Below are 18,236 nucleotides of genomic sequence, written 5' to 3' on the forward strand. Positions count from 1 at the left end.
ATCAGGCTTACCGGATCGGCCCCAGACGTTCAAAGCGCACACCGACCGGAACCCAGCCTGGCACCCAACTATTCGGATCTTCAGTAAACTCAAAACTCATCCAGATAAAGACGGCCTTACCCACCAGATTATCTGCGGGTACAAAGCCCCAGAACCGGCTATCAATGCTGTTATCGCGGTTATCACCGAGGACAAAGTAATGACCTTCCGGCACAATAAATTCTTCAATGTCAGTGCCGCGCTGGCGGAAGTAATTGCGGAAGTCTTCCGGTTTCATCGGAGTCGTCAGAACCTGATGGCTAATTTCCCCCAGCTGTTCCTGATAACGGCGCTGCGGCATCGGGCCTAAAAAGAACTCACCTTCGTCCTGAAACGTCATCGGCACGGCAACCAGTTCACCGCAGCCTGGCTGTACTGGTTCAGCACAACCCTGAGCGATAAAGAGCTGTTTATTCTGGTACACAATCCGATCACCCGGCAAACCGACGACACGTTTAATATAGTCAATTTTTGGATTCAGTGGATACTTGAACACCGCAACATCGCCCCGCTCTGGCGTGGCATTGTGATACAGCGTTTTACGCCAGACCGGGTCTTTAACGTCATAAGCGTACTTTTCTACCAGAATAAAGTCGCCCACTAACAACGTTGGCATCATCGAACCGGATGGAATTTGAAATGGCTCATACAAAAAAGATCGCAGCAGGGTAATGGCTGCCACTAGCGGAAACAGCGACTTGGCCGTTTCAATAATTGCCGGCTCTTTCAGCAATTCTTGTTCCGCTTCCGGTGGCAGGTTGCCTTTGGCAGCTTGCCGCGCCTGCTCTAATAACTGTTTACGCCGTGGTGCCAGATAATATTTATCCAGCAACCACAACAAACCAAAACTTAGCGTAAGCAGTACTAATAAAATTGCAAAATAGCCAGCCATTAAAGGTCCTTGTTATTTTCCGACTTTAAGAATCGCCAGGAAGGCCTCTTGCGGTACTTCAACGTTACCAACCTGCTTCATGCGTTTCTTACCTTCTTTCTGCTTTTGCAGCAGCTTTTTCTTCCGGCTGACGTCACCGCCATAACACTTCGCCAATACGTTTTTCCGTAACTGCTTCACCGTGGTGCGGGCGATAACGTGGTTACCAATAGCGGCCTGAATCGCAATATCGAACATCTGGCGCGGGATCAGCTCTTTCAGTTTTTCAGCCAGCTCGCGGCCACGGCCCTGCGCGAAGTCAATATGGCTGATAATCGCCAGCGCATCGACCCGCTCGCCGTTAATCAGGATATCTACCCGCTGCATGTTCGAGGTTTGGAAGCGTTTAAAACTGTAATCCAATGAGGCATAACCACGGCTGGTTGATTTCAGACGGTCAAAGAAGTCCATCACCACTTCCGCCATTGGCAGTTCATACACCACTGCCACCTGGCGGCCGTGATAACTCATATTGACCTGGGTACCGCGTTTTTCGATACAAAGCGTAATAACGTTACCAAGATATTCCTGCGGTACCAGAATATGCGCTTCCACGATAGGTTCGCGAATTTCATCGATGTCATTTACCGCTGGCAAGGCGCTGGGGTTATCCACCATCACCACTTCACCGTTCTTTTTCACCACTTCGTAGACTACCGTCGGCGCAGTGGTAATCAAATCCAGATCGTATTCGCGCTCCAGCCGTTCCTGAATGATTTCCATATGCAGCATGCCGAGGAAACCAATACGGAAACCAAAACCCAAAGCACCAGAGTTTTCCGGTTCATAGAATAACGATGAGTCATTCAGGCTTAGCTTAGCCAGTGCATCCCGAAAATCTTCGTAATCATCACTGGAAACCGGAAAGACGCCGGCGTATACCTGCGGTTTAATCCGTTTAAAACCCGGCAGTGGTTTGTCGGCGCTATTTTTGGCCAGCGTCAGGGTGTCACCAACCGGCGCACCTTTAATTTCTTTGATACCGGCAATCACGAAGCCTACTTCACCGGTTTTCAGCTCACCAGTATTAGTGGCTTTCGGGCTGAACACACCCACCTTGTCTACCTCATAGGTTTGACCGGTCGACATCACTTTGATTTTATCTTTAGCTTTGATACTGCCGTGCTTGACCCGCACCAGAGATACCACACCCTGATAGGAGTCAAACCAGGAGTCAATAATCAAAGCTTGAGTCGGCGCTTCAGGCTCGCCCTCTGGTGGTGGGATCTTCTTAACGATCGTTTCCAGCACATCCTTGATCCCCAGACCGGTTTTCGCAGAGCACTGCACTGCTCCTACCGCTTCGATACCGATAATATCTTCAATTTCTTCTGATACCCGATCCGGATCCGCTTGCGGTAAATCGATTTTGTTTAATACCGGCAACACTTCAAGATTCATCTCCAGCGCGGTATAGCAATTGGCTACGGTTTGCGCTTCTACGCCCTGCCCCGCATCGACTACCAGCAACGCACCTTCACAAGCAGCCAGCGAGCGGCTGACTTCATAGGTAAAGTCAACGTGGCCCGGTGTATCGATAAAATTCAGCTGGTAGGTGTTACCGTCATCAGCCTGATAATGCAGGGTAACGCTTTGCGCTTTAATGGTAATACCGCGCTCGCGCTCCAGATCCATCGAATCCAGCACCTGCTGTTGCATCTCGCGATCACTAAGACCACCACAGTATTGAATTAACCGATCTGACAGAGTCGATTTACCATGGTCGATATGGGCGATAATAGAAAAGTTTCTGATATGGTCGAGTTTAGGCATCTTATCCGCAAAAAAACTGAGTGCACGGCCACCGGCTCCGGGCCTCTTGGGCCTGTCGACAATTGGAGACAATGCGGGTTAGTACTGAAATTAGCGCGAATTGTACTCTATCCGGCTGCCGCTTGCTATGTTTGTTGCTGCAAGCGCTGGATAGTTGTTAGTCACTGCGTACCGATAGCTGCGGCAATACCTGCAGGATTTGCACCGACTCCAGGTGCTGTAACCGTTGGTCGTAGTGTTTGGCCAGGCGAAAACCGCTGTACAGCGCTATTACGGCAGCCAACAGCAACCAGACTTCAGCGAGTTGCCACAGCGTATGTAACAGCGTGACACTAGCGATCATTAATAGTAGTGGTAACAAATAGACCAGCAGTGCCGCCGTCACTAATCCCTGTTCTGCTACGCCAATCCTAACCTGCTCACCGGGCAATAACGGCAAGGCACTTTTCACGAAAAAACGACGCTGGCGCGGCGTCAGGGTCTTGGCAACAATACCTGTTCCACAATCGCCGCTAACCTGACAGCTATTACAACTACCAGCCGGTGTCGTGGTCAACCAAACGCCATCGCTCTCGGTCGCTATCACTGTCGCAATTTCTTCAACCATAATCGACCTACTGTTGGCTGACCGAGGCAGCCAGACGCTGAGCGGTTTCTACCTTTACCGGACCGATGACGGTGACATCCTGAGCCGGGCCGGATTGCACATAAATCGTCAGGGCACCATCACGGTAAGCTTGCTCTGGCAGGCGATGTCCGGGTTGCACAAAGACTGAAATATGATGTAATCCATCGCTCAGTAACCAATAGCTCTGGATCTCCGGCTGCAACTGCGGGATTTGTACCGGATCAGCTACTACCTGATAACCCTCAGGCAGCCAGTTTAACCGGTGCAGGGTATTGACTGCCGGTGGGTATTGCGTTGTCGAAGAATCAGGCAATTCAATCTGTAAAAGCTGCAGTAAAGTGTCAGGCATATCAGCCGTCATCCGCAGATGCGTGACCTGCCAGATTTCCAGCGCCAGATTTTGCGTACCATTTTGTTCAGCGATAGTGTCGATGCGCAGTGGAAAACCGGTTTCAGCATCGACCCACAACCAGTAGTGATAACGTTCTGCGGAGGTTGCCGACAAGCGCAATAGCTGGGCGCTGCGCCCATCGACCATCGACGCACTGCCCAGCACCGCATTGTAGAGTTGCCGCAAGCGAGACGGCGGCTGATACAACAATGCAGGGAGTTCTTTTATATTCTGGCTATGAGTAACCAATGAGGGACGTTCGCTAAGCAGATAATATACCTGCTCATTGCGGCGTAGGATGTCTACCCCTTCGGCAAACATCGGAATCAAGTGCTCAATTTCAGCATCCTGCTCCCGCCCGTGCAACCAGCGGTATGACTCGACCTGGTTGCCTTTGAGGATGACAAAAGACGTATCGAAGTTACGTTGACGGACGCTCTGCTGCACCCGCTCTAACAATGCCCAGCCTGCTTCATCGGCCCGAAGTGGCAGGGCAATTAACAACAAGGCGCTACAACAAAGGCCGACCAGCAGTTTCATCATCAGGGCTCGCGTTTTTCCTGTTCTGGTTCAGTGGTCTGCTCTACTAAGCGTACTTGTTGACGATGTGCCTGTAACAAGGCTTGTAAACGACGTTGCTGTTCCAGCATGGCTTGTTGTTCCTGCTCGGCAAACCGGCTCTCAACTGACGTCTGGCTTAAGCTAACCGGCGTCGCAAAACCCGCTACCGGCCGGGTTTGCAGCACGGGCGATGGCAGGTTAAATTCCTGCTCCAACGGCTGTTGATACTGCTGCACGCCAAAGACTGCAACCAGCGCCACACCTGCGGCGATGGCGCCTTGTGCTGCTGGTTTTAACCACTGCGCATTAGCCGCCTGTTGCCAGCTTTGTTTAATACGACTGAGTAAGCCGGCCTGCGATTGGAGCTGATAAGTCGTCTCCTGTTCTAACTGCGCGGCAAATTGCGCAGTAAAATCAACAGGCAACACACTGTCTGCTTCGTTGCGCATCACAGCGCCGATCAACTGATAGCGTTCCAGGGTTTTCTGCTGTTCAGGCTGCTGCAGCAGTGTATCGAGCTGCGCGGCCGTTAACGGCTGATTATCTGCGGCTTGTGACAGCCACTCCTGCTTTTCTGACAACATAAAGGTTCCTGTCAACTTACGTGCTTGGCTTCGCCTAACCCACCAAGGGTTTGAGCTGGGCGTCTATCGCTTCTCGAGCCCGGAAAATCCGACTGCGTACTGTACCAATCGGACAATCCATCACTTCTGCGATCTCTTCGTAGCTTAACCCTTCAAGTTCACGCAGCGTAATAGCAGTGCGTAACTCGTCCGGTAATTTTTCAATAGTCCCGAACACCACATGGCGGATTTCTTCCGACAACAACAACCGCTCCGGAGAATCCTGCTCTTTCAGGGCATCGCTACCCTCAAAATATTCTGCCTCTTCGGCATCCACATCACTGGCCGGCGGCTTACGATTATTTGCCACCAGATAGTTTTTGGCGCTATTTACCGCAATACGATACAACCAGGTATAAAATGCACTCTCACCTCGAAAGCCCGGAATAGCACGATAGGCTTTAATAAAGGCTTCCTGTGCGACATCAGCAACATCTCCGTGATTAGAGACATAACGCGAAATTAAGTTCGCAATCCGGTGCTGATATTTTTTAACCAGCACGTTAAAAGCGGCTTTATCCCCTTGTTGTACACGCTGGACAATCTGCCAATCTAATTCTTGCTCGCTCATTCTTTGAGCCTGCCCCTATAATGCATTAGGTATTGTTCACGAGTGGCGCCAGTCAAGCGTACTGATTATGACTGCAAGCTGAATAAATAGTTCTGCTTAATATGACAAAAAGGCTAGAATAACCTGATCCCAAGCCGCTGACTGCGGGTAGAACCGGCTGTTTCTGCACATTTTTCAAAGCCATCAATAAAGAGTTAAGTGTATCGTATGACACAGGCAAATGAACATCTTTGTGACGTTTTAATTATTGGTAGCGGCGCTGCAGGGTTATCGCTGGCCATTCAATTAGCAGAGCACTGTAAAGTGCTGGTATTGAGTAAAGGCCCACTGCGCGAGGGTTCAACGCTGTATGCCCAGGGTGGTATTGCCGCGGTGTTTGATGAAAACGACAGTATTGCCTCCCATGTCAATGATACGCTGATTGCCGGTGCCGGCCTGTGCGAGCAACAAGCCGTGGAATTTACCGCCGCCCATGCTAAAGCGGCGATGGAATGGTTAATTGCTCAGGGGGTGCCGTTCGACCAATATCAGGACAGTGATGGTAGTATGAAATACCATCTGACGCGCGAGGGCGGTCATAGCCACCGCCGCATTCTGCATGCTGCTGATGCCACCGGGCGAGCCGTGCAGATTACTCTGGTTGAACAGGTCAAACAGCATCCTAATATTACCTTACTGGAAAATTTTAACGCTATCGATTTGGTTACCGGTAAAAAACTGGGCTTGGATCCAAACCGCTGCTACGGCGCTTATGTCTGGAATAAAACGGCGGCCCGGGTGGAAACGGTACGGGCCCAGGCGGTTGCATTAGCGACCGGCGGTGCCAGCAAGGTTTATCTTTATACCAGCAATCCCGACGTTGCCAGTGGTGATGGTATTGCGATGGCCTGGCGTGCCGGTTGTCGTGTTGCCAATATGGAATTTAACCAGTTCCATCCGACCAGTCTGTACCATCCGGCAGCACCGAATTTTCTGATTACCGAAGCGATGCGCGGCGAAGGTGCCTATTTAAAACGTCCGGATGGCAGCCGCTTTATGCCGGATTTTGATCCACGCGCAGAATTGGCACCGCGTGATATTGTGGCCAGAGCTATTGATTTTGAGATGAAGCGCCTCGGTGCCAAATCTGTTTGGCTGGATATTAGTCACCAGCCAAAAGATTTTATTATCGAACACTTTCCAACGATTTATGCCAAGTGTCTTAGTGTCGGCATCGATATTACCAAAGAGCCAATCCCGGTGGTGCCGGCCGCGCATTATACCTGCGGCGGAGTGATGACCGATCTGCACGGCCAGACCGATTTAACTGCTTTGTATGCGATTGGCGAAGTGGCTTATACCGGTTTGCATGGTGCCAACCGCATGGCCTCTAACTCTCTTTTAGAGTGTATCGTCTTTGCGCAAGCCGCCGCCCGGCATATTCTGGCACAGCTCCCTTTCGCCAATACGCCACCACCGATCCCGGCCTGGGATGAGAGCCGGGTCAGTAATTCAGACGAAGAGGTCGTGATTACCCACAACTGGCATGAACTCAGACTCTTTATGTGGGATTATGTTGGCATAGTCCGCACCAACAAACGGCTGGAGCGGGCGCTGCATCGGGTTGAGTTGTTACAACAGGAAATCCAGGACTACTACAGTCATTTCAGAGTCAGCCATAACTTACTGGAATTGCGTAATCTGGTACAGGTTGCAGAACTGATTATCCGCTGTGCCATGCAGCGCAAAGAAAGCCGTGGCTTACATTATAATTTGGACTATCCCGAGCAACTGAGCGACAGCCGCCCCAGTATCCTAACGCCAGTCAGAGCGGGCTGAAGTGGGTTGCTGCCATTGCAACATTCTGATCTGCCGGGCCAGGGCCCGGTAATCTGCGTCACTAACTTGGTCGGCAAACAGCCAGCGCCGCCAACTCTTGCCCTCTTGATCACGCCAGCTAAGCTGCAGTGCATAGCGACTGAGTAAGCAATCGGGCTGCAATTGCCCAGCCGGTAAATTGCCGGCAAACCAACGTAACTCGCCCTTGGTGTTGAGCTGTAGCATAGTGGCAGTCAGGGGTTGCTGTGCCAGTTGCCATAGCAAATAAAACCAGGCAGTTAAAACCAGCCAGGCTGGCAGATAGCGCTCTGCCGTTAAGGGGAGCAGCAAAAATAATAAAGCCAACAGCGCCGCGGCTAATAGCAGAGCCCTGCAGCGCCACTTGGAAGGCTTTAATGCCAGACTAGACCCGGACACGATTAACAATTAGCTCAATTAACGCCTGAATGGCGCTATCCGTCGAACGGGCATGTCCCATAAACCAGGCGAACAAATCCGGGTCATCACAGGCCAGTAAGCGTTCAAAATCTCGCTTTTGCTGCTCGTTCAGCGCGTCATAGCCTTCCTCAACAAAGGGCGCTAATAATACGTCCAGCTCCAGCATGCCACGGCGGCAGGCCCAGCGTAATTTTGGTTTACTCATTAATGGGGACATCAGGACTCCTCGCAATTTCGCCTTTTCGGCGGTATCTTAACAAAATTCCGGATCCAGGGTTGAGCTTTTGTGCCTCGCCCCAATCTACCTTTTATTATCAGCTGAAGCGTTACATATTATGCAGACATCCTGGCTTAGTGCAGACCAATACGCGTCATTATCAACTGAAGTTCAACCGGCTTTTCTCAGTCCACTGCCCGGCTTTCAGGTACTGAAGATCAGCGGCCCTGATAACCGTAAATATTTGCAGGGACAAACCACCTGTGATTTAAACCAACTGACCGCAGATAATTTTTTACGCGGCGCTCATTGCGACGCCAAAGGTAAGATGTGGTCGGTCTTTCATTTATTCTCGCAAGGTGAGGATCTGCTCGTCGTCGCCTTTCGGGATGAACTGCAAGCCTCTTTAGTACAGTGGAAAAAATTTGGCGTCTTTTCTAAAGTCAGCTTTGACCAAACGGAGCAACCCCATGCCGTGTTCGGTTTAGCTGGCCCTGAGAGCCAGAGTTTAATCCGCCAGCTCGGTTTTACGGTGCCGCAAGCCGCCGGCCAGTTGGTGCGAAACGGCGAACAAAGCTTGCTTTGCCTGGCGGCAGACCACTATTTGCTGGTGCTGCCACAAACGGAATTGGCTAGCCTGCAGCAGGCTCAGCTACCGCTGGCCGCGCCAACACTCTGGCTGGAGCAGCATATCCGCCATGGTCTGGCCTATCTGGAGCAACCCCTGATTGGCGAACTAGTACCGCAAATGCTTAACTTACAGGCGGTAGAGGGTATTAGCTTTACCAAAGGCTGTTATATTGGTCAGGAGACCGTGGCGCGGTTAAAATATCGCGGTGGTAATAAAAGAGCGGCCTATATTCTCAGTGCCGAAACCGATGAAACGCCGGTTGCCGGTGCCAGCATCGAATTAAAACTGGAAGATAACTGGCGCCGGATTGGCCAGGTGATTAATGCGGTAAATATTAATCAGCAGCTGTGGCTGTTGGCCTTATTGCCGAATGACATAACACCGGCAGACTCGTTAAGGTTAGCTGGCGAGCAGCCGCTGCTGCTGAGTCAGCATGCCTTACCCTATTCTCTCAATTAAGAGGTTTGCATGACCATTTCTCAAGACAAAGTTGTCGCCATTCATTATACCGTTACCGACACTGCTGGTAATCAGCTTGATTCTTCTGCCGGCGGCGAACCGCTGGTATTTATGTTTGGTCAGGGCGCGCTGATCCCGGGTTTGGAACAAGCGTTGGCCGGCAAGGCCGCCGGCGACAAATTTAGCAGCACTATTGCAGCCGCAGACGCCTATGGCGAACGCCACGACCAATTGGTACAAGCCGTGCCGCGTTCTATGTTTGAAGGAATGGACGTTGCCGTCGGTATGCGCTTTCGTGCCTCAGGCCCGGATGGCCGCGAACAGCCGGTCATCATTATTGATGTGTCAGAGGAAGAAGTCGTCGTTGATGGCAACCACCCGCTGGCTGGCTTTGAGCTGAAATTTGATGTGGAAGTGATCGCAGTACGGGATGCCACTGCCGAAGAGTTGGCGCACGGCCATGCTCATGGTATTGACGGTCACGCCGGACATTAAGCTTTTCTGATATGTGAAATAAATCAAGGCGCCAGCAGTAATCTGCTTTGGCGCCTGCTGTTCGCGACTGACAAAGTGCTTGACAGTACCGCTAAAGCCCCCTATTTTTGCTGCTGGTCAACAACTGGTTACAGAGTAAACAATTCGCGCTGATGAAAGATCGCATAATAATTTCCGTCTCAAGCGTACATGGTACCCGACACTTCAATATCAGTAATATCGTGAAACGCAATGCCGTAATTGGCTTGTGGGTCGTACTGTTTTCGGTGTTAATTACCGCCGCGCTGATAAATTATTTGCTGCATACCGTCGACTCGGCCAAAGCTGAGCAGCAATTGTTAGCCGAACAAACCAGCGTCTTACAACAACAGTTAGCGCAATTAACTGACACCCGCGATACGCTGGAACAGGAACTCACCTTAAAGCAGGATGAGATGGCGCTGGTCAGTCAACGACTGGAAGAAATCGAACTTAGCCTGGGCTTGGAGCATAGTCAGCAGCAGGGCTTAGAAAGTCGTCTTGACATTGCTACCGTGACCTCGAGTGCCCGGATGGCAATGTTGCAGCTGGTGCCAAATGGTTCGCCGCTGGAGTTTGATAAAAGATCATCACGTTATGGCGTGCGTACCCATCCGATTCTGGGTAAACGTAAACACCATAATGGCATCGATCTGACGGCGCCCCGTGGTACGCCGATTTATGCGCCGGCCGATGGCGTGGTAGAGCTAGTCCGCAAAAGTAATAGTGGTTACGGCAATCTGCTAAAAATTCGTCATGCTTTTGGTTTTGCGACCTTATACGCCCACTTACACGACTTTAAAGTGACCAGTGGTACTTTCGTACATAAAGGACAACTGATTGCTACCTCAGGCAATACCGGCAGTTCTACCGCACCACATCTGCACTATGAGATCCATTTTTTGGATCGCTCACTCAATCCACAGCACTTTGTCGACTGGGATTCCGGTAACTTTGATCTGATCTTCGAAAAAGAGCGCAATGTGCGCTGGGACTCGCTGGTCTCGATGCTGCAAACCAAAGCCAGCACCCAGTTACAACTGGCGACCTTTAAAGAGCAGCCTGTTACTCAGGTGGCAGAATAAGCCGCCGCGGGCGCTGTCATTTCCGGCGCTGCAGCGGGAAAATTTCCAACGCCATTTGTGCTCTGTAATTTATGCACTGTAATTTGTGTTATAGTGCGCCGCTGTACGCAGACACCGGGTCAGCGTAACCTTAGCTGAGTAATACCTGTGACTGAGTGCCGCCCCTTTTCTGACTTCGCCTTATCCCCAGCCTTATTAAAAACCCTGCAAGAGCTTAACTTTGCTCAGGCCACAGCGGTACAAAGCGCCAGCTTACCGGCTATCCTGGCGGGTAAAGATGTTTTTGCTCAGGCGGCGACCGGCTCAGGTAAAACGGCAGCCTTTGCGCTGGGTTTACTCAGTAAACTGAATGTCGGCCGGTTTCGCATTCAAAGTCTGGTGCTGTGTCCAACCCGCGAGCTGGCCGAACAGGTGGCCAGCGAAATCCGTCTGCTGGCGCGTGGTATTCACAATATTAAGGTGCTGACACTGTGTGGCGGCGTGCCAGCCAAAGGCCAGATCCTGTCATTGGAACATGGAGCCCATATTATCGTCGGTACGCCGGGACGGGTGCTTGATCATTTGCAGCAACAGCGGCTGGACCTTGCTGAAGTTTCACAACTGGTACTAGATGAAGCGGATCGCATGCTGGAAATGGGCTTTGCCACTGAACTTGAGCAAATTCTGGCGGCACTGCCGCAAACCAAACAACAGCTGCTGTTCAGTGCGACCTTTGCGCCGGAGGTAAAAAAACTGGCGCAGGCGCAGCTAGATCAGCCCGAGGTGATCATTATCGATAGCCCGGCGCTGGCAGCACGCATTGCACAACAATTTTATCTGCTGGAGCAACATAGCCGCAGTGAAGCGGTTAAACGCTTATTACTGGCGCTGCAGCCCGATAGCTGCGTGATCTTTGCCAATACCCGCAAAGAAGTACAGCAGCTGTATAGTGAATTACAGCAACAGGGCTTTAGTGTCGCCGCCCTGCATGGCGATCTGGAGCAACGCGAGCGCGAACAGCAACTGCTGCAATTTGCCAATGGCAGTTTGCAGCTGTTAGTGGCGACCGATGTCGCCGCCCGCGGTCTGGATATCGAAAAGCTGGATCTGGTGATCAATTATCAGCTGGCGCATGATGTCGAAACCCATACTCATCGTATCGGCCGTACCGGTCGTGCCGGTAGCGAAGGTTTAGCCTGCTCGCTGTATACCGTCGACGACAGCCACAAATTGGCCACGCTGGAGCAAGCCTTTGCCATTGAAATTGAACCGCTGCCGTTACCTGCCACCAATAGCAATCAGCCGCGGCAGCCGGCCATGGTGACACTGGAAATTGATGGCGGTAAAAAACAAAAATTACGCCCGGCGGATATTGTCGGTGCCCTGACCCGCGATAACAAACTGGCGTTTGCCGAAATTGGTAAAATTCAGCTGCAGGATTTCCGGGCCTATGTCGCGGTCAGCCGCAATGCCTATAAAGCCGCGTTACAACAGCTTAATCACAGCAAGATGAAAGGCCGCAGCTTTCGCGCCTGGTTACTGACTGTAGTCTAATCAAAACGCTTTTGCTGGCGTAACGCCTTGGTTTGCCCTTGCTGCTTTTTGCTTTGCAGCCGCTTTTGCTGGCTGCTGTAGCTGGGCTTAGTCGCCAGCCGTTTTTTCGGCGTTTTAGTAACACTTTGCAACAGCGCCAGCAGCTGTGCCAGCGCCAGTTCGCGGTTTTGCTCCTGACTGCGGCTCTGCTGACATTTAATGGTAATCTTACCGCTTTGGCTGATGCGATGATCGGCAAGCTTTAACAAGCGCTGCTGCAGCCAATCTGGCAAACCAGACTGGCGAATATCCAGCTGCAACAGCACCGCCGTCGACACCTTATTGACATGCTGACCACCCGGGCCGGAAGCGCGGACAAACTGCCAATTCAGCAGTTCTTCGTCAAGATAAATATCAGCCGTGATCGGTAGCACCGCTGCTTAACGCTCCCAGTAGGCTTCTTCCAGGCTGTCTTCGCGCTCTGGCAGGCCTTTAGACAGCCTGGGGGCATTTTGTACCAGGATCTCATAACTGACCCGGTTGGCATATTTACACAGCTGGGCAAATGACGAATAGGCCAGATAAGGCAACTCATGCTTGCTCGACAGCGGCTGTACCTGTTTATGATAGCTGTTCGCTGCCATATCGTGCAGGATGGCTGACAAGGCGCCATCTCCGGCACCATTGGTATTCTTAATCCGCTCCGGCCCGCCCAGGTAAGGGTCAATATGCGAATAGACTTTCAGCGGCTGCTGGCAATGCCGGCGCAGCATTGGCCGGCTAAATTCAAAGCGGTTAAAATCGGCCAGGCTGGCAGACTTAATCGGATTTGAACTCTCGCGTTTAGTGCGCTCGTCAGTATAGCCACACAGATACAAGCCCTCTGCCCCGGCGGTGATCAACACCATATCGGTAATTTCCAGTGCTGCCTCAGCTGCCAGCAGCGGATCGCGAAACCCGGTCAGGGCTTCGGCTTCCTGCTCGTTCATCGCCAGCACATTAACGTAGTCATGAATGGTCTGCAGGATCTGGGCGCGATTTTCTTCTACCAGATGGCGGGTACCCAGGCTCATCACCACCGGCACCTGATGGGCTTTGGCATCGGCCAGCGCCTTTAACATCGCCTGCTGGATCGGTTGCCCTGTTGCCCGAAGCGGATAAGCACTGACCACAAAGGCCGCCGCACCGGCAATAATGGGGGTTGGAATATAGTCCGGCGCCAGCTGATCCATATCACTGGGGTCAATCACGAAGGTGCGCTCGCCATCCGGCGTGATCATGGTAATACCACGCCCGATATCGCCCGCCACCCCTTGCAGATGATTCATATCGACTTTCGAGCTGGTATGACAAACATAATGATAAGCAGGCGAACCCAGCGCAATATTGGCCGACATCACGCCCAGCAATACCGATTTATCATCCGCCAGCACCGAGTAATTATGGATCGTATTGCCGATGGTGCCGCCGGCAAAATGATCGGAGATGGCGTTATTGACCACCAGCTCATGATAAATCCGGTTCGCTTTGTCATGTTCAACCAGGTTCGATAAACCTTTAGGGATATCATATTTGGCCAGAAACTCATCGCTAACGCTGGCAACCACATCAACAATGGTTTGATCTAAACCGACAATATAGGTATCCAACGCCGGACGCACATCCAGACTGGGTAATTGCGGTTTGGGCTGAGAGACCGGAAAGTAATGCTTGATTTTACGCAGACCGGGAAATTTCATTAGCTGACGCTCGGTGACAAACAAAGCGCTATTTTAGCGAAAAAAACGCCGCAACGCGCGGCGAATTTTCGCTTAGTGGCAACATAATCGCGACTTAGTCTCGAATAGTCGCAAACAGTTGCGAATAGTTGCGAATAATTGCGAATAGTGACGCAAAGTAGCGCTATCAGCCGTTATTGCGGCAGATCACGCAAAAACACCGGCTTATCAGGGCGGGAATGTTCAGCACTGTAGTAATAGCCGGCCAGATTAAAGCCCTGGATACCCTCCAGAGCCGTTAGCCGCTGCTGAATCACATAACGGGCCATTAAACCGCGGGCTTTCTTGGCGTAAAAGCTGATGATCTTGTACTGTCCATTTTTCAGATCTTTAAACTCCGGGCTAATCACCCGCGCCTGCAGGGCTTTGGTATCGACCGCCTTAAAATATTCCTGCGACGCCAGATTTAACACCGTGTCGGTATTCTGCACGGCCAGCTCGCTATTCAGATGGGCGGTTAAGCGGCTTTTCCAGAACGCATATAAATCTTTACCGGCCGGATTCGCCAGGCTGGTACCCATTTCCAGCCGGTAGGCCTGCATCAGATCCAGTGGTCTGAGCACGCCATAGAGGCCGCTTAAAATCCGCAGTTGCTGCTGCGCAAAGCTCAGATCGGCCACAGTTAAGCTCGCTGCGTCCAGTCCCTGATACACATCGCCGTTAAACATAAAAAGCGCGGCTTTAGCATTATCAGGGGTAAAAGGCGGTTGCCACTGGGCAAAACGAGCGGCATTTAAGCCGGCCAGCTTGTCACTGATATGCATCAGCGAGCTTAAATCAGCCGGCGTCAGGGTTTTACAAATCGCGGCCAGCGCTGTGGCCTCGGCTAACAGCGCTGGCTGAGTCACCGCTAAGGGTGTGGCAGACGGAGTCAGGTCGAGATCTTTAGCCGGTGATACCAGCAACAACATAAGCGGGGCTCCTTTTCTTTAAAAACAGAGGTCAGAAAATCAGATATGCCAAAATCAAACGTTAACAGGCGCTGGCATTGGCGATCGGCAAGCCATCAGATAAAACCGCGATTCAGCCGGCCCAACAACTGACTAACCTTAATACTGGCGCGGCAGCCCTTGCAGATCACGCAGGGCGCCATTATGCTTGTTCCAGGCGCGAATGCAAAGGATCCTGCCGCGAACTGCCGCCTGAGCGCGGCCGCTTGTCATCTTTTGTTCAGCCGCTCGACCTATACTGCAGGTCGACCGGCTAACACTCCGCTTATCGGCTGAACTTAGTACGATATTTGTTGTTTTATTACTACACTTTTAGCCGTTTAGCCGTATAATCAGACTCAATTAACCAACAAAATGGTAAGTGAATAACATGAAAGATTTATTAACTCAGTTAAAAGCGGTCACCACCGTGGTGGTTGACAGTGGCGACCTGAATGCCATCGAGCAATTCCGGCCAGTGGATGCCACCACTAACCCGTCTTTGTTGTTAAATGCCAGCCAGTTAGATTTTGCTAAACCGATGCTGACTGCGGCTATCGCTTACGCCAAAACACAAAGCCAAGACCCGGCGCAGCAACTGGCCTTAGCCAGTGATAAATTCGCCGTTGATGTCGGTACCGCCATCAGCAAGCTGGTGCCGGGCCGGGTGTCAACTGAAGTCGATGCCCGTTTATCCTTTGATACCGCTGCGACCATTGCCAAGGCACGCCAGTTAGTGGCCCTGTATCAACAAAATGGCATTGGCACCGACCGGATCCTGATCAAAATCGCCTCGACCTGGGAAGGCATTCAGGCCGCCAAAGTACTGGAGCAGGAGGGTATTCAGTGTAACCTGACCTTACTGTTCCATCTGGCACAGGCGCGGGCTTGTGCCGAGGCCGGCGTCTATCTGATTTCGCCCTTTGTTGGCCGGATCCTGGACTGGTACAAAGCCAATACCAAGCAAGACTACACCGCCGAGACCGATCCGGGCGTGTTGTCGGTGCGCGAAATCTATCAGTTTTTTAAACAGCATGGCTACAGTACTATTGTGATGGGCGCCAGTTTCCGCAATATTGGCGAAGTATTAGCACTGGCCGGTTGCGATCGCCTGACGATCAGCCCGGCACTGCTGGATGAACTGAGCCAGCAACAGGGCGAGCTGGCAGTGAAACTGCAAGATCAAGGCGTCACTGCGGCCAAACCGGCGGCGTTAACCGAACAACAGTTCCGCTGGGCGCTGAATGAAGATGCAATGGCGACCGAAAAACTGGCAGACGGGATCCGTAAATTTGCCGTTGACCAGCGCAAGCTGGAAAGCCTGATCCAAAGCCAGCTGTAACGGGAGCACCGCATGACTGCCAGTTTAACTGCCTTATTAAAGCCATTGGCCGAGCGGCAACAGCCGCTGCGTCAGTTATTTGCTGCTGAGCCAAATCGCGCGGCGCGTTTTAGTGCCAAAGCCTGTGGCATCACGCTGGATTTCTCCAAAAACCTGTTGGATGACAGCAGCTGGCAAACCCTGCAGCAACTGGCCGCCCAAAGCAGCATCCGCCAGCTGTGTCAGCAAATGCAAGCCGGTGCCGCTATCAATAATACCGAGCAGCGTGCGGTCTGGCATACGCGGCTGCGGCAGCAAGATTTGCAAGACCTGCGGCTAAATGGCGAGGATATCGGTGCGGCGATTAGCGCCTGTCGCGCACAAATGGCGACACTAATCGACCAGCTCCACCAAGGGACTTACCTTGGTTATAGCGGCAAGCCAATTACCGATCTGATTTGGGTCGGCATTGGTGGCTCGCTGCTGGGCCCGCAAATGGCGGTGGAAGCCCTGACGCCCTATCATTGTAGTCCGGTGCGACTGCACTTTGCCGGCAATATCGATGGCGCTATTGTCAGCGATCTGACCAAACAACTGCAGCCTGAGACGACACTGGTGGTGGTTGCCTCTAAATCCTTTGGCACCGAAGAAACCAAACAAAATGCGTTAGCGCTGCGCGCCTGGTTTAGTGCTCAGGGCGCAGACAAAGCCGCTATCGCGCGACACTTCTGGGCCACCTCTGCCAATGTGCAGGCGGCCGCCGAATTTGGCATTGTGCCACAGCATATCCTGCCGATGTGGGACTGGGTGGGTGGCCGTTACTCGCTCTGGTCAGCGATTGGCTTACCGGTTGCGCTGATGATTGGTAATGACGGTTTTAATCAGCTGTTAGCCGGTGCCGCCGCCATGGACCAACATTTCTTTAACGCGCCCTTTAGTGAAAACCTGCCAGTGATCCTGGCATTACTGGGCATCTGGTATATCAACGGTTTCGGCTGTCAGGCGCAGGCGCTGCTGCCTTATAGCCATTATCTGCGTTTACTGCCGTCTTATGTGCAACAACTGGATATGGAAAGTAATGGCAAGGCGGTCGATCGCCGCGGCCAGCCATTGAGCGATGTCACCGCCCCGGTGATCTGGGGTGATGCCGGCACCAATGGCCAGCATGCTTATCATCAGTTATTGCATCAAAGCCAGCTGAAAATCCCAGCCGACTTCCTGCTACCGCTAAAGGTCGCGCATCCACTACAGGACCATCACCAGCGGCTGGCCGCACATTGCTTTGCGCAAACCCAGGCACTGATGCAGGGTAAGACCGAGCAGGAAGCCTATCAGGAATGTCTGGCGCAGGGCATGACGGCGCAGGCGGCAGCAGAATTGGCCCCACATAAGGCGTCACCTGGTAATAAACCCAGTAATACTTTATTACTGGATGAGTTATCACCCTATCATCTGGGAGCCCTGATCGCACTCTATGAACATAAGGTGTTCTGTCAGGGAGCGATCTGGCAACTGAATAGCTTTGACCAATGGGGTGTTGAGCTGGGTAAGCAGCTTTCTACACCTATTTATCAAGCACTTAAGGCGAAAGGTGACGCTCAGTTCGACAGTTCCACTACGCAGTTGATTGCCCTGTTCCGCCAACAAAACCGCTAAATCCTGTTTAGCATCAGCAAGGCTGCCCGCGGGCAGCCTTTATTTTTTGCGCCGTCATCGTACTGTCACTTTTTAGTTTTATTTTTACACAAAGTGTGGTAGAAACTTGTTGAAAATAACAACAAGAAACAACAATCAGATGAGGCCGTAATTATGGAAAGCTTCGAAGACTTACTGAACATGTTGGAACGTCCGGCGGCGAAAACCCGCACCGTTAAGCGCAAATGGCGGGAAATTGAGGAATTGAAAGAACGCCAAAGACTGAAAAAAGAGCTTTGTGACATTGATTGGACCATTGAACCGGAACTGATTGATATCGAATTATAAACAAAAGGGCCTGCAGTTAACTGCAGGCCCTTTTC

General features: G+C 51.9%; 19 protein-coding genes. 8 read left to right on the plus strand and 11 right to left on the minus strand.

The features are described from left to right. Positions 1-7: 7 nt before the first annotated feature. The 6 genes from lepB to rpoE form a co-directional block, all read right to left on the minus strand. On the minus strand, positions 8-931 hold the full coding sequence (lepB, locus tag AGRI_RS07595) for a signal peptidase I (protein ID WP_008984378.1): 924 nt from the start codon (positions 929-931) through the stop codon (positions 8-10). A 12-nt stretch (positions 932-943) separates the two neighbouring features. After that, the gene (gene lepA / locus AGRI_RS07600; RefSeq protein ID WP_008984379.1) at positions 944-2,743 is read right to left on the minus strand and encodes a translation elongation factor 4; all 1,800 of its coding nucleotides are present in this window, start codon (positions 2,741-2,743) and stop codon (positions 944-946) included. 157 nt (positions 2,744-2,900) lie between these two features. Further along, complete coding sequence (locus AGRI_RS07605; protein WP_008984380.1) at positions 2,901-3,350, minus strand: SoxR reducing system RseC family protein; 450 nt, start codon at positions 3,348-3,350, stop codon at positions 2,901-2,903. Between the two features lie 7 nt (positions 3,351-3,357). After that, positions 3,358-4,305 (minus strand): MucB/RseB C-terminal domain-containing protein, encoded by a 948-nt coding sequence (locus tag AGRI_RS07610; protein WP_008984381.1) that lies wholly within the window; start codon positions 4,303-4,305, stop codon positions 3,358-3,360. Then, the gene (locus AGRI_RS07615; RefSeq protein WP_008984382.1) at positions 4,305-4,907 is read right to left on the minus strand and encodes a sigma-E factor negative regulatory protein; all 603 of its coding nucleotides are present in this window, start codon (positions 4,905-4,907) and stop codon (positions 4,305-4,307) included. The genes AGRI_RS07610 and AGRI_RS07615 overlap by 1 nt, the downstream gene beginning before the upstream one ends. Positions 4,908-4,941: 34 nt before the next feature. After that, entirely contained in the window at positions 4,942-5,517 is a 576-nt protein-coding gene (rpoE, locus tag AGRI_RS07620) for an RNA polymerase sigma factor RpoE (protein ID WP_008984383.1), read from the minus strand. A 207-nt stretch (positions 5,518-5,724) separates the two neighbouring features. On the opposite strand from rpoE, the gene nadB reads away from it, so the two are divergent. Beyond that, complete coding sequence (gene nadB, locus AGRI_RS07625; RefSeq protein ID WP_008984384.1) at positions 5,725-7,335, plus strand: L-aspartate oxidase; 1,611 nt, start codon at positions 5,725-5,727, stop codon at positions 7,333-7,335. Here the strand turns inward: nadB and AGRI_RS07630 are convergent. Then, entirely contained in the window at positions 7,312-7,752 is a 441-nt protein-coding gene (locus AGRI_RS07630; RefSeq protein WP_008984385.1) for a protein YgfX, read from the minus strand. The genes nadB and AGRI_RS07630 overlap by 24 nt on opposite strands. Further along, positions 7,739-7,990, minus strand: coding sequence for an FAD assembly factor SdhE (locus tag AGRI_RS07635; RefSeq protein WP_040291641.1), 252 nt, complete (start codon positions 7,988-7,990; stop codon positions 7,739-7,741). The genes AGRI_RS07630 and AGRI_RS07635 overlap by 14 nt, the downstream gene beginning before the upstream one ends. A gap of 118 nt (positions 7,991-8,108) precedes the next feature. Between AGRI_RS07635 and ygfZ the strand changes: the two genes are divergently transcribed. The 4 genes from ygfZ to dbpA all read left to right on the plus strand — a co-directional run bounded on the left by ygfZ (position 8,109) and on the right by dbpA (position 12,211). After that, positions 8,109-9,080, plus strand: coding sequence for a tRNA-modifying protein YgfZ (gene ygfZ, locus AGRI_RS07640; RefSeq protein ID WP_008984387.1), 972 nt, complete (start codon positions 8,109-8,111; stop codon positions 9,078-9,080). A gap of 9 nt (positions 9,081-9,089) precedes the next feature. Then, entirely contained in the window at positions 9,090-9,575 is a 486-nt protein-coding gene (locus AGRI_RS07645) for an FKBP-type peptidyl-prolyl cis-trans isomerase (protein ID WP_008984388.1), read from the plus strand. Between the two features lie 152 nt (positions 9,576-9,727). Then, on the plus strand, positions 9,728-10,678 hold the full coding sequence (locus tag AGRI_RS07650) for a M23 family metallopeptidase (protein ID WP_040291655.1): 951 nt from the start codon (positions 9,728-9,730) through the stop codon (positions 10,676-10,678). A 147-nt stretch (positions 10,679-10,825) separates the two neighbouring features. After that, a complete protein-coding gene (gene dbpA / locus AGRI_RS07655) occupies positions 10,826-12,211 on the plus strand; it encodes an ATP-dependent RNA helicase DbpA (RefSeq protein ID WP_008984390.1) in 1,386 nt (461 codons plus the stop codon). Here dbpA and arfB read toward each other — a convergent pair. From arfB to yaaA, 3 genes are all read right to left on the minus strand, one after another. After that, a complete protein-coding gene (arfB, locus tag AGRI_RS07660) occupies positions 12,208-12,624 on the minus strand; it encodes an alternative ribosome rescue aminoacyl-tRNA hydrolase ArfB (RefSeq protein WP_008984391.1) in 417 nt (138 codons plus the stop codon). The genes dbpA and arfB overlap by 4 nt on opposite strands. A gap of 6 nt (positions 12,625-12,630) precedes the next feature. Next, entirely contained in the window at positions 12,631-13,929 is a 1,299-nt protein-coding gene (locus AGRI_RS07665; RefSeq protein ID WP_008951287.1) for an inosine/guanosine kinase, read from the minus strand. 173 nt (positions 13,930-14,102) lie between these two features. Beyond that, a complete protein-coding gene (gene yaaA, locus AGRI_RS07670) occupies positions 14,103-14,879 on the minus strand; it encodes a peroxide stress protein YaaA (RefSeq protein WP_008984392.1) in 777 nt (258 codons plus the stop codon). 409 nt (positions 14,880-15,288) lie between these two features. Between yaaA and tal the strand changes: the two genes are divergently transcribed. From tal to AGRI_RS16370, 3 genes are all read left to right on the plus strand, one after another. Next, positions 15,289-16,239 carry a transaldolase gene (tal, locus tag AGRI_RS07675; protein ID WP_008984393.1) on the plus strand — a complete coding sequence of 317 codons (951 nt, stop codon included), beginning with the start codon at positions 15,289-15,291 and terminating at the stop codon, positions 16,237-16,239. 12 nt (positions 16,240-16,251) lie between these two features. Next, the gene (gene pgi, locus AGRI_RS07680; protein WP_008984394.1) at positions 16,252-17,874 is read left to right on the plus strand and encodes a glucose-6-phosphate isomerase; all 1,623 of its coding nucleotides are present in this window, start codon (positions 16,252-16,254) and stop codon (positions 17,872-17,874) included. A gap of 153 nt (positions 17,875-18,027) precedes the next feature. Continuing rightward, positions 18,028-18,201, plus strand: a complete 174-nt coding sequence (locus AGRI_RS16370) for a DUF3545 family protein (protein WP_008607219.1) — start codon at positions 18,028-18,030, stop codon at positions 18,199-18,201. Positions 18,202-18,236 lie beyond the last annotated feature (35 nt).

It is taken from the genome of Alishewanella agri BL06 (genome assembly GCF_000272005.1).
In the GTDB taxonomy this organism is placed as follows: Bacteria; Pseudomonadota; Gammaproteobacteria; order Enterobacterales; family Alteromonadaceae; genus Alishewanella; species Alishewanella agri.

Bases quoted from the DNA above. Each gene is read 5' to 3' on its own strand.
- AGRI_RS07645 (WP_008984388.1), top strand. From the start codon at position 9,090: ATGACCATTTCTCAAGACAAAGTTGTCGCCATTCATTATACCGTTACC.
- rpoE (WP_008984383.1), bottom strand. From the start codon at position 5,517: ATGAGCGAGCAAGAATTAGATTGGCAGATTGTCCAGCGTGTACAACAA.
- AGRI_RS16370 (WP_008607219.1), top strand. From the start codon at position 18,028: ATGGAAAGCTTCGAAGACTTACTGAACATGTTGGAACGTCCGGCGGCG.
- AGRI_RS07615 (WP_008984382.1), bottom strand. From the start codon at position 4,907: ATGTTGTCAGAAAAGCAGGAGTGGCTGTCACAAGCCGCAGATAATCAG.
- AGRI_RS07605 (WP_008984380.1), bottom strand. From the start codon at position 3,350: ATGGTTGAAGAAATTGCGACAGTGATAGCGACCGAGAGCGATGGCGTT.
- AGRI_RS07635 (WP_040291641.1), bottom strand. From the start codon at position 7,990: ATGTCCCCATTAATGAGTAAACCAAAATTACGCTGGGCCTGCCGCCGT.
- pgi (WP_008984394.1), top strand. From the start codon at position 16,252: ATGACTGCCAGTTTAACTGCCTTATTAAAGCCATTGGCCGAGCGGCAA.
- tal (WP_008984393.1), top strand. From the start codon at position 15,289: ATGAAAGATTTATTAACTCAGTTAAAAGCGGTCACCACCGTGGTGGTT.
- AGRI_RS07665 (WP_008951287.1), bottom strand. From the start codon at position 13,929: ATGAAATTTCCCGGTCTGCGTAAAATCAAGCATTACTTTCCGGTCTCT.
- nadB (WP_008984384.1), top strand. From the start codon at position 5,725: ATGACACAGGCAAATGAACATCTTTGTGACGTTTTAATTATTGGTAGC.
- AGRI_RS07610 (WP_008984381.1), bottom strand. From the start codon at position 4,305: ATGATGAAACTGCTGGTCGGCCTTTGTTGTAGCGCCTTGTTGTTAATT.
- AGRI_RS07650 (WP_040291655.1), top strand. From the start codon at position 9,728: ATGAAAGATCGCATAATAATTTCCGTCTCAAGCGTACATGGTACCCGA.
- lepA (WP_008984379.1), bottom strand. From the start codon at position 2,743: ATGCCTAAACTCGACCATATCAGAAACTTTTCTATTATCGCCCATATC.
- ygfZ (WP_008984387.1), top strand. From the start codon at position 8,109: ATGCAGACATCCTGGCTTAGTGCAGACCAATACGCGTCATTATCAACT.
- lepB (WP_008984378.1), bottom strand. From the start codon at position 931: ATGGCTGGCTATTTTGCAATTTTATTAGTACTGCTTACGCTAAGTTTT.
- yaaA (WP_008984392.1), bottom strand. From the start codon at position 14,879: ATGTTGTTGCTGGTATCACCGGCTAAAGATCTCGACCTGACTCCGTCT.